The 13,682-nt window shown below is 59.6% G+C and carries 11 protein-coding genes; 6 read left to right on the top strand and 5 right to left on the bottom strand.

Going from position 1 to position 13,682, the window contains the following annotated elements:
* The first annotated feature begins 4 nt into the window (after positions 1–4).
* Positions 5–727 (top strand): alpha/beta hydrolase, encoded by a 723-nt coding sequence (locus KBY08_RS18600; RefSeq protein ID WP_024639649.1) that lies wholly within the window; start codon positions 5–7, stop codon positions 725–727.
* Between the two features lie 43 nt (positions 728–770).
* On the opposite strand, the gene KBY08_RS18595 is transcribed toward KBY08_RS18600, so the two are convergent.
* Complete coding sequence (locus KBY08_RS18595) at positions 771–1,517, bottom strand: hypothetical protein (RefSeq protein WP_003405003.1); 747 nt, start codon at positions 1,515–1,517, stop codon at positions 771–773.
* Between the two features lie 227 nt (positions 1,518–1,744).
* Positions 1,745–2,941, bottom strand: a complete 1,197-nt coding sequence (locus KBY08_RS18590; RefSeq protein WP_011268247.1) for an MFS transporter — start codon at positions 2,939–2,941, stop codon at positions 1,745–1,747.
* 243 nt (positions 2,942–3,184) lie between these two features.
* Here KBY08_RS18590 and KBY08_RS18585 point away from each other — a divergent pair, with 243 nt between their 5' ends.
* The 5 genes from KBY08_RS18585 to KBY08_RS18565 all read left to right on the top strand — a co-directional run bounded on the left by KBY08_RS18585 (position 3,185) and on the right by KBY08_RS18565 (position 8,285).
* Complete coding sequence (locus KBY08_RS18585; RefSeq protein WP_111522672.1) at positions 3,185–4,543, top strand: AAA family ATPase; 1,359 nt, start codon at positions 3,185–3,187, stop codon at positions 4,541–4,543.
* Positions 4,530–5,177: a hypothetical protein gene (locus KBY08_RS18580; RefSeq protein WP_024652440.1), complete on the top strand. Its 648-nt coding sequence runs from the start codon at positions 4,530–4,532 to the stop codon at positions 5,175–5,177. The genes KBY08_RS18585 and KBY08_RS18580 overlap by 14 nt, the downstream gene beginning before the upstream one ends.
* Before the next feature lie 139 nt (positions 5,178–5,316).
* A complete protein-coding gene (locus KBY08_RS18575) occupies positions 5,317–6,048 on the top strand; it encodes a GntR family transcriptional regulator (RefSeq protein ID WP_003404996.1) in 732 nt (243 codons plus the stop codon).
* Between the two features lie 49 nt (positions 6,049–6,097).
* On the top strand, positions 6,098–7,384 hold the full coding sequence (locus tag KBY08_RS18570; RefSeq protein WP_003404995.1) for an MFS transporter: 1,287 nt from the start codon (positions 6,098–6,100) through the stop codon (positions 7,382–7,384).
* Positions 7,385–7,439: 55 nt separating this feature from the next.
* On the top strand, positions 7,440–8,285 hold the full coding sequence (locus KBY08_RS18565; protein WP_024639647.1) for an amidohydrolase family protein: 846 nt from the start codon (positions 7,440–7,442) through the stop codon (positions 8,283–8,285).
* Positions 8,286–8,289: 4 nt separating this feature from the next.
* On the opposite strand, the gene KBY08_RS18560 is transcribed toward KBY08_RS18565, so the two are convergent.
* The 3 genes from KBY08_RS18560 to KBY08_RS18550 are packed head-to-tail and all read right to left on the bottom strand — an operon-like array spanning position 8,290 to position 13,600.
* Positions 8,290–11,328 (bottom strand): efflux RND transporter permease subunit, encoded by a 3,039-nt coding sequence (locus KBY08_RS18560; protein WP_024652439.1) that lies wholly within the window; start codon positions 11,326–11,328, stop codon positions 8,290–8,292.
* Entirely contained in the window at positions 11,325–12,416 is a 1,092-nt protein-coding gene (locus tag KBY08_RS18555) for an efflux RND transporter periplasmic adaptor subunit (protein ID WP_058822209.1), read from the bottom strand. Before KBY08_RS18555 ends, KBY08_RS18560 begins: the two co-directional genes overlap by 4 nt.
* Positions 12,413–13,600 carry an efflux RND transporter periplasmic adaptor subunit gene (locus tag KBY08_RS18550; protein WP_111522674.1) on the bottom strand — a complete coding sequence of 396 codons (1,188 nt, stop codon included), beginning with the start codon at positions 13,598–13,600 and terminating at the stop codon, positions 12,413–12,415. Before KBY08_RS18550 ends, KBY08_RS18555 begins: the two co-directional genes overlap by 4 nt.
* Positions 13,601–13,682: the final 82 nt, after the last annotated feature.

The raw sequence follows: 13,682 nt of genomic DNA, 5'->3' as shown, positions 1-13,682 counted from the left end.
ACAGATGCTGAGATTTTTCGCTGCCTTACTGTTTGCCTTTACCGCAATGGCGCAGGCGCAGGACACCTTGCACACGGACCTGCCGCTCGATTATCTCGCGCAGACCAATGTCGACAAGCCTGACCAGCCGCTGGTGATTTTCATCCACGGCTACGGCAGCAATGCCGCCGACCTGTTCGGGCTCAAGGAAGAGCTTCCGGCCGACTACAACTATGTGTCGGTACAGGCGCCGATGGAGTTGCGTGCTGACAGCTACAAGTGGTTCACCCAGAAGCCCGGCGTCGCGGATTATGACGGTGTGACCGAAGACCTGAAAAGCAGCGGTACCCAGCTGGCTGCGTTCATTGGCAAGGCCACTGAAAAGTTTCACACGCAGCCTGGCAAGGTCTTCCTGATCGGTTTCAGCCAGGGCGCCATGATGAGTTACGAAGTTGCCCTGCGACAGCCAAAACTGGTCGGCGGTTTTGCGGCATTGAGCGGACGGCTGCTGCCGGTCGTGAAGTCCGAGGTCAAAACCTCCGACGACCTCAAGGCCCTGAGCGTATTCATCGGTCACGGCACCCAGGATCGCCAGGTAGCCTATGCCAGTGCACCGCAAGCCGAGGCGACGTTGAAAACGCTCGGTCTGACGCCACAGTTACATGCCTATGAAGGCATGGGGCACAGCATCAACGAGGCTGAAGTGATGGATCTGGCGGCTTGGTTGAAGCAGTCAAACCGCCAGTGAATACGTGCGTCGTCCGAGGGGGCGACGCTCAATCTTCGGTCAACTAGTTGACCTTGACCTCGTTGAACTTGAGCACGTTGTCCTTGTTCTCGCGATCGCGGAAGGTCAGCTTCAAGGCAGGTGACTGCTTCACACGGCCCTTGGTCGCTTCAAAGATCAGTGTCACGCGGGTAGGCACGTTGCGGATCAACTGGAAGCTGTCCCAGCGATCGAACTTTGCATCGCCGACACGCAGTTGCGAAAGCCCCAGCGCACCGCCGGTTTCTTCGAACAGGCTGATCGGGTTGAGAAACCTGAAGTCGCGATCGGCACTTTTATTGATCAGCTCCAGCATGCAGGTAGGCGACTGGCCGTTCTGGTCACAACCCAGCAACTCCATACTTACGTTGTCGACGGTCTCGGAGCGCTTGCCGAACAGGTTGGCGCTTTCGTTCTCGGTGAACAGTGTCTGAGCGCGGGCGAAATCGACCGAAGGTTTAGCGTATTCGCCGCCCAGTTTGAAAAACACCGCGCAGAGAAATAGTGACAGTGCCAGCCAGACGCCGAGCTTGAGCGGCGATGGAAGCTTTCTGGCCATGATTGCGATGTACAGCCCGCTTATCACCATGCCGGTGCCGACGATAATGACCAGTGTCTTCCAGTTTATGAAGTCAATACTGAGGCCAAGAACGGCCGGGTCCGGGAAAAGGTAGGTGAAGATGCTCCATATAGCCCCGATCATACCGCTGATGCCGAGCGATATCTTGGCGAAAATCGCGGAAATCTTGCTTGTTCGTGGTGCTGCGTCCATTGCTGTTATGCCTTGTTCGGGTTGCGCAAGTGCGTGCCGATGCGCTTGAAAAGCAGTATCGACGGATTCGGGGCCTTGGGATGAGGCGTCTGTACAATCCGTGTTCAATCGCGCAGATCCAGAGGTGTCGGATACGCGAGCCTTTAGGTGCGAGAGAGAGCCAGAAGGGCAATGGCCGATGCCATTGCCGCGGCATTATCCTGTAAATCAGTTACAAAGTGCAGCGTTTACGCATTCTGCCTGGATCGATCCCTGAGCAGCGCGAGCAGTGCAATCAGCGGCAGTGCCGTGCCGGCGATCAGTACCCAGGTCCAGCCACCGTGATCAAACAGTGGGCTGGCGACTGCCGAGCCAATCGCGCCGCCGATGAAAATACTGGTCATGTACAGCGCGTTGAGGCGGCTGCGGCTGGCGGCATCCAGCGCGTAGACCGTGCGCTGGCCCAGGACCATGCTGGTCTGCACGCAGAAATCCAGCACTACGCCCGTTATGGCCAGGCCAATCACGCTGTACGCTGGATGAACCAGGCCGGGAAGAAAGCTCAGCGCGCCGAACAGCAGCGCGCCCAGTGAGGCGATGCGGGTGTAGCCAGCGTCTGCCAGTCGGCCGCTGATGGGCGCGGCAATGGCGCCGATCGCGCCGATCAGGGCGAAGATCGCGATCTGCGTTTGCGACAGCCCATGATTGCGTGACAGCTCCAGCGGGACGGCGGTCCAGAACAGGCTGAAGGTTGCGAACATGCACGCCTGATAAAAGGCACGCTGACGCAGCACCGGCTGGGTACGAAGGAGAGTCCACAGCGAGAACAGCAACTGGCCGTAGGACGCGCGATGATCCGGGAGGCGTTTTGGCATGGTGGTCGCCAGTACCACGCTGATGCCGATCATCACCACGGCCGCCGATCCAAACACCGCCCGCCAGCCGAAATGGTCGGCCACCAGACTGGCAATCGGCCGCGCCAGCAGAATCCCCAGCAGCAGTCCGCCCATGATCCCGCCAACGACCCGCCCACGCGACTCCTCCGGAGCCAGATGCGCCGCCAACGGAATGAGCATCTGCACCGATACTGAACTGAAGCCCACCAGCAGCGAGACCAGCAAAAACACATTCGGCTGCTCGGCGAAGGCGGCACCCAGCAGGCTGAGAATCGCGACGACAGTCGTCACCAGCATCAGCCTGCGGTTCTCCAGCAAGTCACCCAGCGGCACCAGAAAGAACAAACCCAGGGCGTAACCGATCTGCGTCAACGAGACAATCAGACTGGCCGCCGTGCTCGACAGCCCGATGTCCGGCGCAATCAGCTCGATGATCGGCTGTGCGTAGTAGATGTTGGCGACAATCGCGCCGCAGCAGAAGGCGAACAGCATGACCATGGCCGGGGTCATGGTCATAGCGTTGTGCGGGGATTGGGACGAGTGGGGCATGAAAGTCTCGCTTGAGCAGGGACTGCCAGACGTGAAAGCGTGTCTGTCAGACGGTTTTTGATCGATGCAGCGCAGGCTAACGGTTTTGTCGGCCATTAAGTAGGTGCGGCGAGTTGATACAGGATATTTCCGGGAATGATGATTTGATGTAAGTCGTTTTATGGCGAGGCCTTCACGGAGCGTGCAGGAGTGCCATAATGCCGACCGTCATTGTGTTCTGGACCAATCCCCTCAGGGACCTTCATGGAAATCAAAAGCTTCAAGCTCGTTAACGTGGGGCGTTTCAGCGATCTGGAAGTCGCTCTGGCGCCTACCGAAAATCATGCGTCGAAGGTGACGGTGCTGGTCGGCAATAATGGGGCGGGGAAGACTACGCTGCTCAAGTCTGTCGCTACATCGTTGAGCTGGTTGGTAGCGAGAGTGAGAACGCCGAAAGGTGCTGGAATCAGGATCGACGAGGATACGATCCAGAACGGCATGGCGACTTCTTCAATTCGTATTGACGCTTACGATGATCAGATTATCGACTCACTTATTTGTGGGCCTGATTTTTACTGGGAGATTGCTGGAACTCTCAAAGGGCGCAAAGCTACCTCGTCTACTGTATTGGGCGAGCTGAGTATGCTGGCAGAGGGATACCGCTCAGTGTTGACGGCCAAGAGTGATGCATCTCTTCCTCTTCTGGCCTTTTATCCAGTTGAGCGGTCTGTCATTGAGATACCGCTCAAAGTCCACGCCAAACACACCTTTGATCAATTGAACGGCTACGACAACGCCTTGGGGCGTGGCGTGGATTTTCGCCGCTTTTTCGAGTGGTTTCGGGAGCGTGAAGACAGCGAGAATGAAACAGGCATCTCGACGGAGCTGCTGAATGAACTGTCTCAAAAAATCTTAATTGAGACAGAACTCTGGAAAGTACTGACTAGGGAACATGCCTCGTCCCGTGACCGTCAGTTGACGGCGGTCAGAACTGCGGTTGAGGCGTTCATGCCAGGCTTCACAAAACTGCGTGTCAAGCGTAAGCCGCGCTTGCATATGGCTATTGATAAAGACGGCAAGACGCTAAACGTATCCCAGCTGTCCCAAGGAGAAAAATCGATGATGGCGCTCGTCGGCGACATCGCCAGACGCCTCGCCATGATGAACCCCGCGCTGGAAAACCCATTACACGGCAGTGGCATCGTCCTGATCGACGAAGTTGACCTGCACCTGCACCCCAAATGGCAACGCAGCCTGATCGCCCAGCTCACCACGACGTTCCCCAATTGCCAGTTCCTCCTGACCACGCATTCGCCGTTGGTCATCAGCGACAGCAAGGATGTGCTGGTGTACGTCATGGACGATGGCGAGTTACGCGAGCAGGACAGTCTTTATGGCCTTGATGCTAATCAGGTGCTGTCGGGTGTCATGGACACCGATATTCGAAATGAAGCGATTCAAACAGCTCTGGATGAACTGCAGCACTTTGTGATGAAGGGGGAGCTCGACGAAGCTCGTACTCGCTACGGAGTGTTGGCTGACGAACTACCTGCAAATCACATCGAACTGGCGAAAGCTTCGCTACTGATTCGCAAGCTGGAAGTGCGCCGTGAGAAAGATTGAAAAAGGAAGTCTCGCAGTGCTGGAAAAATGGAAGCGCGCGAACAAGGGAAAGAAATACGCCGACTTGGTAGGGCATGAAGATATCAAGGATGCTATTCGCCACGCCTGTATCACTGAGCAGCATGGCTTGTGCGCCTATTGCTGCTGCAGAATCACGACAGAGAAAGGCAATGCTTGCAATGAGCATGTCGAAGCGCAGCATATCGCGCGGCACCGCACGCTGGATTTCGGCAACATTGTAGCGAGTTGCACCAAGGCGGGGCGGTGTGACGACGCTCATGGCCATCAGTCTCTGCCGCTCACACCGCTGATGGTTGAATGTGAAAAAGAGTTGCAGTTTGAGCTTTCGGGTCTGGTTGCAGGCACCACGCCTCGGGCGTGCACAAGTATCAAGGTGCTCAATTTAGGCGATACCCACGAGTCGAACCGGGGTCTTGTGCGGGCGCGCAAGGAGATGATTGATACATTGTTGTATTCAGGCATTAATCCTGCTGAACGGTCTGTAGAAACCGATGATGTTCTCGACTTACTAAAAAATCACTTGCTGGAAGTAGATGCTCAGCAGTTGCTTCAGCCCTTTTCTCCGGTTTTGGTGAATGTAATTATCGGCATCCGGCGCGCTCGCCAGCGTTGACCCGGCTATTTCCGCACCACCAGGACCTTTTGAATTCATATCCCCGATTTGACGTCCTGACTATTGACCCTTGACGCCCAACGGCGACGTGCCAATAATCCGCTCAAAAATTCATATAGATGACTGGATGAATAAAATAATGAACAAGCTTTCCAGCGACGAACGTCTACCGCTTTATCAGCGCCTGCGCGACAGCCTGGCGCAACAGATTGCCAATAATCGCTGGCGTCCGGGTGAGGCGATTCCTACCGAAGCGGCTTTGTCTGCCGAGTATTGCCTGTCCACCGGCACGGTGCGCAAGGCCATTGATCTGCTGGTCAGTGACAACATTCTGGAGCGTCAGCAGGGGCGTGGCACGTTCATTCGTCGTGCGCAGTTTCAGTCTTCGCTGTTTCGTTTTTTCCGTTTTCAAACCGAAGCGGGTGAACGCCGGGTGCCGGAAAGCCGGATTTTGTCCGTCGAGCCTGTGGACGCGCCTTCGTCGGTCGCTCAGGCGCTGGGGATGGCCGCCGGTGCCCCGGTGATTCGTATGGTCCGCTTGCGGTTGATGGATGGCCAGCCGGTGCTGGCCGAAGAGATCTGGCTGCCACGTGCGCGGTTTCAGGCATTGCTGGAGCTTGACCTCGATACGCAGGGGCCATTGCTTTATCCGATCTACGAAGACGCCTGCGGTCAGGTGGTCGCCTGTGCGCAAGAAAGCCTGACGGCCGAGACGGTCAACGACGTGTACGGCCGGCTGCTGCAGATTCCGGTCGGCAGTGCGGTGGTGGTCATCGAACGCCTGGCGCTCAATTACGCGGGTGAACCTCTGGAATGGCGTCGTTCGCGAGGGCACGCCAGTCATTTCCGCTACAGCGTGGAAATTCGCTGACAGCGCTGCAGCCTGCCCAAGCTGTTCAACGCCCATAAGGATAAAAGCCATGTTCAGCTGGTATCGCGATGTCACTTCCAAAGAGCGCAAGACCTTCTGGGCCTGTTTTGGCGGCTGGTCGCTGGACGCGCTGGAAGTGCAGATGTTCGGTCTGGCCATTCCGGCCCTGATTGCTGCCTTTGCCCTGACCAAGGGCGATGCCGGCCTGATCAGTGCGGTAACGCTGGTGACCTCCGCGTTGGGTGGTTGGGTGGGCGGGACGCTGTCCGACCGCTACGGCCGGGTGCGCACGCTGCAGTGGATGATCCTGTGGTTTTCCTTGTTTACCTTTTTGTCTGCGTTCGTGACCGGTTTCAACCAATTGCTGATCGTCAAGGCACTGCAGGGCTTTGGTATCGGTGGCGAGTGGGCGGCAGGCGCGGTGTTGATGGCCGAGACGATCCAGTCCCGCTACCGCGGCAAAGTCATGGCCACTGTGCAAAGTGCCTGGGCCGTGGGTTGGGGGCTGGCGGTGGTGCTGTTTACCCTGATTTATTCATTTGTGCCGGAGGATATCGCCTGGCGGGTGATGTTCTTTGTCGGCCTGTTGCCTGCCCTGATGATCATCTGGGTGCGACGCAACGTCGAAGAGCCGGACAGTTTTCAGCGCATGCAGAAAAGCGCTGCGCCGAAGGGCAGTTTCTTCAGATCGATGGCCGGGATTTTTCGCCCCGAGCTGCTGCGCGTTACCTTGCTCGGTGGCTTGCTGGGCCTCGGTGCGCACGGCGGTTATCACGCGGTCATGACCTGGTTGCCGACCTTCCTCAAAACCGAGCGCAACCTGTCCGTGCTCAGTTCCGGCGGCTATCTGGCGGTCATTATCGTTGCCTTCTGGTGCGGTTGCGTGTGCAGCGGCCTGTTGATCGACCGTATTGGTCGACGCAAGAACATCATGCTGTTCGCCTTGTGCTGCGTGGTCACCGTGCAGTGCTACTTGATGCTGCCGTTGAGCAACACACAGATGCTGTTTCTCGGCTTTCCGCTGGGCTTCTTTGCCGCAGGCATTCCGGCCAGCCTCGGCTCGTTTTTCAACGAGCTGTACCCGGCAGAGGTGCGGGGTGCCGGGGTGGGCTTCTGCTACAACTTCGGGCGTGTGCTGTCGGCAGTGTTCCCGTTTCTGGTGGGGCATATGAGCCAGTCAATGTCGCTCGGCAGCGCCATCGGAATCGACGCCGGCATTGCCTATGGCGTGGCGATGATTGCTGCGTTCTGTCTGCCGGAAACCCGTGGGCGCAACCTCGAGGCCACGCCGCCGGTTGCCGAACCACTGGACAAGGGCGCAGCGCAGCAGGCTTGAAAATCCTCTCATCCGCGGCGTTGCGGCGCCGCGTTGACTTCTTGTAGACGGACCCATGATTGATTCCTGTACCACACCAATGCTGGGCATCGATGCCCACGCACATGTCTTCAGCAAGGATTTGAGTCTGGCGTCAGGACGACGTTACAGTCCGGACTACGACGCGACGGTGCACGCCTATCTGGCCAATCTGAGCGAACATGGCTTGAGCCACGGCGTGTTGGTCCAGCCCAGTTTTCTGGGCACTGACAACCGGTTTCTGCTCGACGCCCTGGCGCAGGCTCCGGACCGCTTGCGCGGCGTGGCCGTGGTCGACACGGACATCAGTCGCGGCGTGTTGCAGCGTATGGCCGGGCTGGGCATCGTCGGCATCCGCTTGAACCTGATCGGCAAGCCGCTGCCGGACTTCTCCGCGTCGGAATGGAAAACGCTGTTCAAACACATCTGGACGCTCGGCTGGCATGTCGAACTGCACCGCGAGGTCGCTGACCTGCCAGGGCTGATCCGGCAGTTGCTGCCGTTCGGTTGCAAGCTGGTGATTGACCATTTCGGGCGGCCCGATGCGCGTCCTGGTGTTGCTGATCCGGCCTTCCAGGCCTTGCTGGAGTTGGGCCTGAGCGGGCAGTTGTGGATGAAGGTTTCGGCAATCTACCGTCTGGGCGGCAGTGTCGAGCAGAACGCGGCGTTCGCTCGCGCGGCATTGCCGTTGCTGCTGCAAAGCTTTGGTCCGCGCCGGCTGGTATGGGGCAGCGACTGGCCACACACCCAGCATGAGCACGTGGTCAGCTACACCGATGTGGTCGAGCAGTTCCGCGCGCTCGACTGCCCGGACCCGCTCAAGCGCATTATGTTGGTCGAGGCTCCGCAGGCACTGTTCGATTTCCTGCCGGTGGAAATCTGAGCGGCTAAACAGCAGGTGGCTTGATCCGATAGCTGACCATATACAGCGCCGGGAGGAAAAACAGGGTCAGTAGGGTGGCGATGGCGATGCCGCCGATCATCGCAATGGCCATCGGCCCCCAGAACACCTCGCGGGCAATCGGGATCATGCCCAGGCTCGCGGCCGCTGCGGTGAGCATAATCGGTCGGCAGCGATGTTCGGTGGCCTTGACCACCGATGTCCAGGCGCTTTCCCCGGCGGCAATGAATTCATCGATCTGCGTGACCAGAATCACCGAGTTGCGGATGATGATACCGATCAGCGCCAGCACGCCCAGAATCGCCACGAACCCCAGCGGATAGCCGGAAATCAACAAGGCTGCGACCACGCCGATCAGGCCCAGCGGCACCACGCTGACCACCAGCAGCAGTTTTTTCACGCTGTGCAACTGGATCATCAAAAAGCTGATCACCAACAGCAGCATCAACGGCACAACCTTCAGGATCGGACCCTGTGAGCGCGCGCTGGCCTCGACGGCGCCGCCGGTGGCGACCGAGTAGCGCAACGGCAGGCGGGCGCTGAAGGCATCGACGTCGGGCTTCAATTGCCTGACCAGCGCTGCCGGCTGCAAGGTGCCGAGGACGTTGGCTTTCAGGGTGATGGTCGGCAGCCTGTCGCGGCGCCAGACCAGTGGCTGTTCCTGCTCGTAACTGAGCGTGGCGAACGCCAGCAGCGGCACGCTCGCACCGCCGGGTGTGGGGATCTGCAGATTGGCGAGGGTCTGCACCGAGCTGCGTTCGTCGCTGTCTGCGCGTCCGACTAGGTCGATCAGATAGGTGCTGTCACGCACCTGAGTGATGGTGGTGCCGCTGACCAGGCTGTTGAGGATTTGCGCCACGTCCTCGGAGGACAGACCGAACTGGCGCACCTTGTCCTGCGCGATGTCGATCTTCAGCACCTTGCCCGGTTCGTTCCAGTCATAGATGACCTGGCCGATATTGGGGTTGGCATCGAGAATCGCCGCCAGCGCCATGGCCTGGCTGCGCACCTGCTCGATGTCCGGTCCGCTGACCCGGTATTGCACCGGCCAGCCCACCGGCGGCCCCATGTTCAGCGGCTGAACATAGCCACCCACACCGACGTAATCGTCACGAAAGCGCTGACGCAAGCGCTCGATCAGCCGGTCACGCGCTTCGCCTCCCTGGCTGACGATCACCAGTTGCCCGTAGAACGGGTTGCTCAATTGCTGATCCAGCGGCAGATAGAAACGCACTGCGCCCTTGCCCACGTAAGAGCTCCAGCGCACTACATCGGCATCTTCTTTGAGCGTTGCCTCAAAGCGGTCCATGGTCTGGCGCGTACCTTCGATGGAGCCATTTTGCGGCATGTAAATATCCACGAGGATTTCCGGGCGGTCGGAGTCCGGGAAGAACTGGTTCTGCAGCAACCTGCCTGCAAACAGCGACCCGATGAACATCAGCAACGTGATGCCGATCACCCACCCGCGGTGCTCGAGTGCCTTGACCAGCAGGCGGCTGAAACCACGCATCCAGCGCCCCGGCGCGGCATGTTGCGCCGAGGCCTTGAGGATGTGTACGCCAATCAGGGGCGCGAACAGTACCGCCACCAGCCAGGACAGCAGCAACGCCACGGCAATGACGGCGAACATGGTGAACACGTATTCGCCTGCGGAACTGGAGTTCAGGCCGATGGGCACGAAACCGGCGACGGTCACCAATGTGCCGGTCAGCATCGGGAAGGCGGTCGAGGTGTACGCGAAGGTAGCGGCCTGCGGTAACGAATCGCCGCTTTCCAGGCGGGTGACCATCATCTCGACGGTGATCATCGCGTCATCCACCAACAGCCCCAGAGCGATGATCAGTGCGCCCAGCGAGATACGTTGCATGGTGATGCCGCTGTACTCCATGAACACGAAGACCAGCGCCAGCACCAGCGGAATCGAACAGGCCACCACCAGACCGGCACGAATGCCTAGGCTGATGAAGCTGACGACCAGCACAATCAGGATCGCTTCAAAGAGTGCGTGGGTGAAGCCGCCGATGGCTTTTTCGACCACATTGGCCTGGCTTGAGACCAGGTGCACGTCGATGCCCAGCGGCAGCTCGGTGGTCAGATCGTCGATGCGCTGCTGCAACTGGGTGCCGAATGCCTGGATGTTGCCACCTTGCTTCATGGCCACCGCAAGGCCGATGGCTGGCTGGCCGTTGAAGCGGAACAGTGAGGAGGGCGGATCGGCATAACGGCGCTCGATGGTCGCCAGATCGCTGAGGCGAAAGAACCGGTCGCCGAAGCGCAGATTGACCGCCTCAAGGTCCTGTTCATTACTGAACTGTCCGCTGGCCCGCACGGCAATGCGTTCGGGACCTGCCTCCATCACGCCGGCCGGCGTGACCGAGTTTTGCGCTTGCAGGCTTTGCAGCACCTGGCGCTGATCGATGCCCAGCGCCGCGAGCTTGCGGATCGAGAAATTCAGATAAATGACTTCGCGCTGGGCGCCTAGCAATTCGATCTTGCCCAGGTTGGGCACGCTGCGAATATCCGCGCGTACTTGCTCGACATAATCTCGCAACTGGCGGAAAGACAGGCCATCGGCGGTGAACGCATAGATGCTGCCGAACACATCGCCAAACTCGTCGTTGAACGCCGGGCCCTGAATGCCGCTGGGCAGTTCGGCGCGCACATCGCTGATCTTCTTGCGCACCTGATACCAGGCCGCAGGGATGTCGGCGCTGCGGGTTTCGCTTTTGAGGAAGACAAAAAGCGTCGATTCGCCAGCCAGCGTGTAGCTTTTCACGTAATCCAGCGCGTCGATTTCTTCGAGCTTCTTTTCCAGCCGATCAGTCAACTGCTGCAGGGTGTCGGGCAGCGTCGCACCCGGCCAGCGCGCCTGAATGACCATGGTCTTGATGGCGAATGAAGGGTCTTCCTCACGGCCCAGATTCAGGAATGACCAGCTGCCCATCAGCAGTGAAACGAACATCATGTACCAGACCAGCGTGCGATGCCTGAGCCCCCAGGCCGACAGATTGAAGCGCTCCTTCACAAACTGACCTCTCGCTGCAGGCGGATCTTCTGTCCGGACTGCATGCCGTTGACTCCGGCAGTCACTACTTTTTCGCCCTCGTGCAGCGCGCCGCTGACCCTTACCGTCGAGCCTGATCGCGCCAGTACCTGCACCGCGCGCGGGACCAGTGTCGATGTCGTTGGGTCGATCACCCACACCTGATACGTGCCGTCACGCTGCAGCACTGCGCTGCCGGGCAGCTCATGAAACGCCGGCGCGTCGCCACTGATCTCTACCGTGACGGTCGAGCCCAGGCGAAAGCTGTCCGCAGGGTTCTGCAAGGCTAGGCGGACGCGCTGAGTGCGGGTCTCGGCATTGATTTGCGGCGCAAGCTGGCGGACGTCCGCGGCCACTGAAAGCTGTTCGTTGAGTTGCGAAATCACTCTGATGCGGTGGCGTTCATCCAGCGAACCGAGTGGCAAGTCGACGACCGCTTCACGGCTGTCCGGGCGCGCAAGACTGACCACTGCCTGACCGGTCGCCATGACCTGGCCGACTTCGGCTTGCCATCCTGTGATCAGGCCATCGAACTCGGCTGACAAATGTGTGTAGGACACATGATCACCGGCTTGCTGCACCGCGACGCGGGCCTGATTGCGCAGCGCGTCCTGAGTGCGCAGGTCGTTGTCCAGCTGATCCATTCGCGCTCGCGAGCCGATACCGCGCTCATAGAGTTGCTGGTAGCGCGTCAATTCATCGCGTGCCTGTTGCCAGGCGGATTGGGCTTTGCCGAGTTCTGCCTGGCGGGCACGCAAACGGTGTTGCTGGTCGCCGGGTTCCAGCGTGGCGAGCAGATCGCCCTTGCGCACCCGATCACCGATCTCCGCATGCCGGCTTGCCAGTCGCCCTGCGACGCGAAACCCCAATGCCACTTCATACTGCGGCTGGATGACGCCGGCGAAGCGGCTATAAGAGGCGCTGCGCTGATCGACTATTTCGGTGAACAGCACCGGGCGTTCGACAACTTCACGAAGCGGTTTGTCGCGGCAGCCGGGTAGCGCCACGATCAGCATGCCGATCAGCCAGCAGCGGGATAGCGTTCGTGGCCCTGCGCATGAGCTGTTCATTGTGCAGATCCCGACGCCGCCAGTGAGACGGTTTTTTCGGCTGACGCTCGCTCTGCGACCTCGACGCGTTGCCCCGGGTAGAGAAACTGCAGCCCCCGGGACACCACCCGATCACCTTCGGACAGCCCTTCTGAAACGATGACCTGACCCTGTTCGTAACGCAGCACTTTGACAGGCGTCAGCCTGCCCCTGGCCTCGGCGTCCACCCGCCAGACTGCCGGTTGTCCTTGTGTGCGGCTCAAGGCGGACCAGGGCAGGGCGAACGCCGATTGCGACTGCGTCTGCAAGCGAGCGCTGACCACGGAGCCCAGCGCGAGCGACGCAGCGGCGCCCTGCAGAGCAACGCGCACTCGCAACGTGCCATTTGCAGCGGAGACGATAGGGGTGATTTCCCTGATGATGCCGGTCAGCTGAGTCTCTGGCTGGCCCAAGGGGCTGACAGTCACTGCGGCACCTTTCTGATCGGCTCGCAGCAGTGATTCATACGCGGAAAATACCGCTTCGCGCTCGCCATTGTGGGCGACGCTGAAAATCGCAGTGGCGGCCTGAACCACCTGACCTTCTTCGGCATACCGCGCCGTCACGACGCCATCGGCTGCCGCGAACAGCTCGGTATAACCGACCTGATCACGCGCATTGGCCTGCTGCGCCTGCAGCGCGGCGAGATCCCCCCGCGCACTGTCGAGGCCGGAGCGGGCCTTCTGGTATTCACTGAGGTTGGTATAACCCTTGGGCAGCAGCACGTGCTGACGCTGGTAGTTCTGTTCGGCGAGGTGCAGCCGCGACTGTCGTACCGCGACTTCGGCACGGGCTGACGCCAGCTCGGTGTTTTGCTCGCGTGCGTCGAGTCTGGCCAGCACCTGTCCGACCCGCACTCGATCCCCGACATCCACGTAGCGCTTGATCAGCTTGCCGGAGACACGAAACGATTGCTCGGTCACCTTGCGAGCCTGGATATCGCCCGTCAGCGTCACACTGCTGGCAACGTTCAGTAAGGCAACCGGTTGCGCGCTGACTCGCACCAGCGCCTTTTCTGCGGGTTTTCCTGCAGAACAGGCGCTGAGTGACAGTAGCGAGATGAAACCCAGTACCACATGGGGCTGGGCGTACAGGGAGTGCAACGGCCGGATATTTCCGGAAACACGGCAGCACGAACGCAGGAACGTTGCAAAGGAAAAAGTCATCAACGAATAGCACTGCCCGATCAAAGAAAGCCAACACCCATGAATCACAGCGTCACGCCGGAAAAGCGCAAGGGCTTCCCGG

Origin of the sequence: Pseudomonas sp. P135 (assembly GCF_020312125.1) — a bacterium.
Classification (GTDB): domain Bacteria; phylum Pseudomonadota; class Gammaproteobacteria; order Pseudomonadales; family Pseudomonadaceae; genus Aquipseudomonas; species Aquipseudomonas fragariae.
This window is presented reverse-complemented; position numbering and strand designations above follow the sequence as displayed.

Bases quoted from the DNA above. Each gene is read 5' to 3' on its own strand.
- KBY08_RS18590 (WP_011268247.1), bottom strand. From the start codon at position 2,941: ATGCCCCACTCGTCCCAATCCCCGCACAACGCTATGACCATGACCCCG.
- KBY08_RS18585 (WP_111522672.1), top strand. From the start codon at position 3,185: ATGGAAATCAAAAGCTTCAAGCTCGTTAACGTGGGGCGTTTCAGCGAT.
- KBY08_RS18570 (WP_003404995.1), top strand. From the start codon at position 6,098: ATGTTCAGCTGGTATCGCGATGTCACTTCCAAAGAGCGCAAGACCTTC.
- KBY08_RS18575 (WP_003404996.1), top strand. From the start codon at position 5,317: ATGAACAAGCTTTCCAGCGACGAACGTCTACCGCTTTATCAGCGCCTG.
- KBY08_RS18595 (WP_003405003.1), bottom strand. From the start codon at position 1,517: ATGGACGCAGCACCACGAACAAGCAAGATTTCCGCGATTTTCGCCAAG.
- KBY08_RS18555 (WP_058822209.1), bottom strand. From the start codon at position 12,416: ATGAACAGCTCATGCGCAGGGCCACGAACGCTATCCCGCTGCTGGCTG.
- KBY08_RS18550 (WP_111522674.1), bottom strand. From the start codon at position 13,600: ATGACTTTTTCCTTTGCAACGTTCCTGCGTTCGTGCTGCCGTGTTTCC.
- KBY08_RS18600 (WP_024639649.1), top strand. From the start codon at position 5: ATGCTGAGATTTTTCGCTGCCTTACTGTTTGCCTTTACCGCAATGGCG.
- KBY08_RS18565 (WP_024639647.1), top strand. From the start codon at position 7,440: ATGATTGATTCCTGTACCACACCAATGCTGGGCATCGATGCCCACGCA.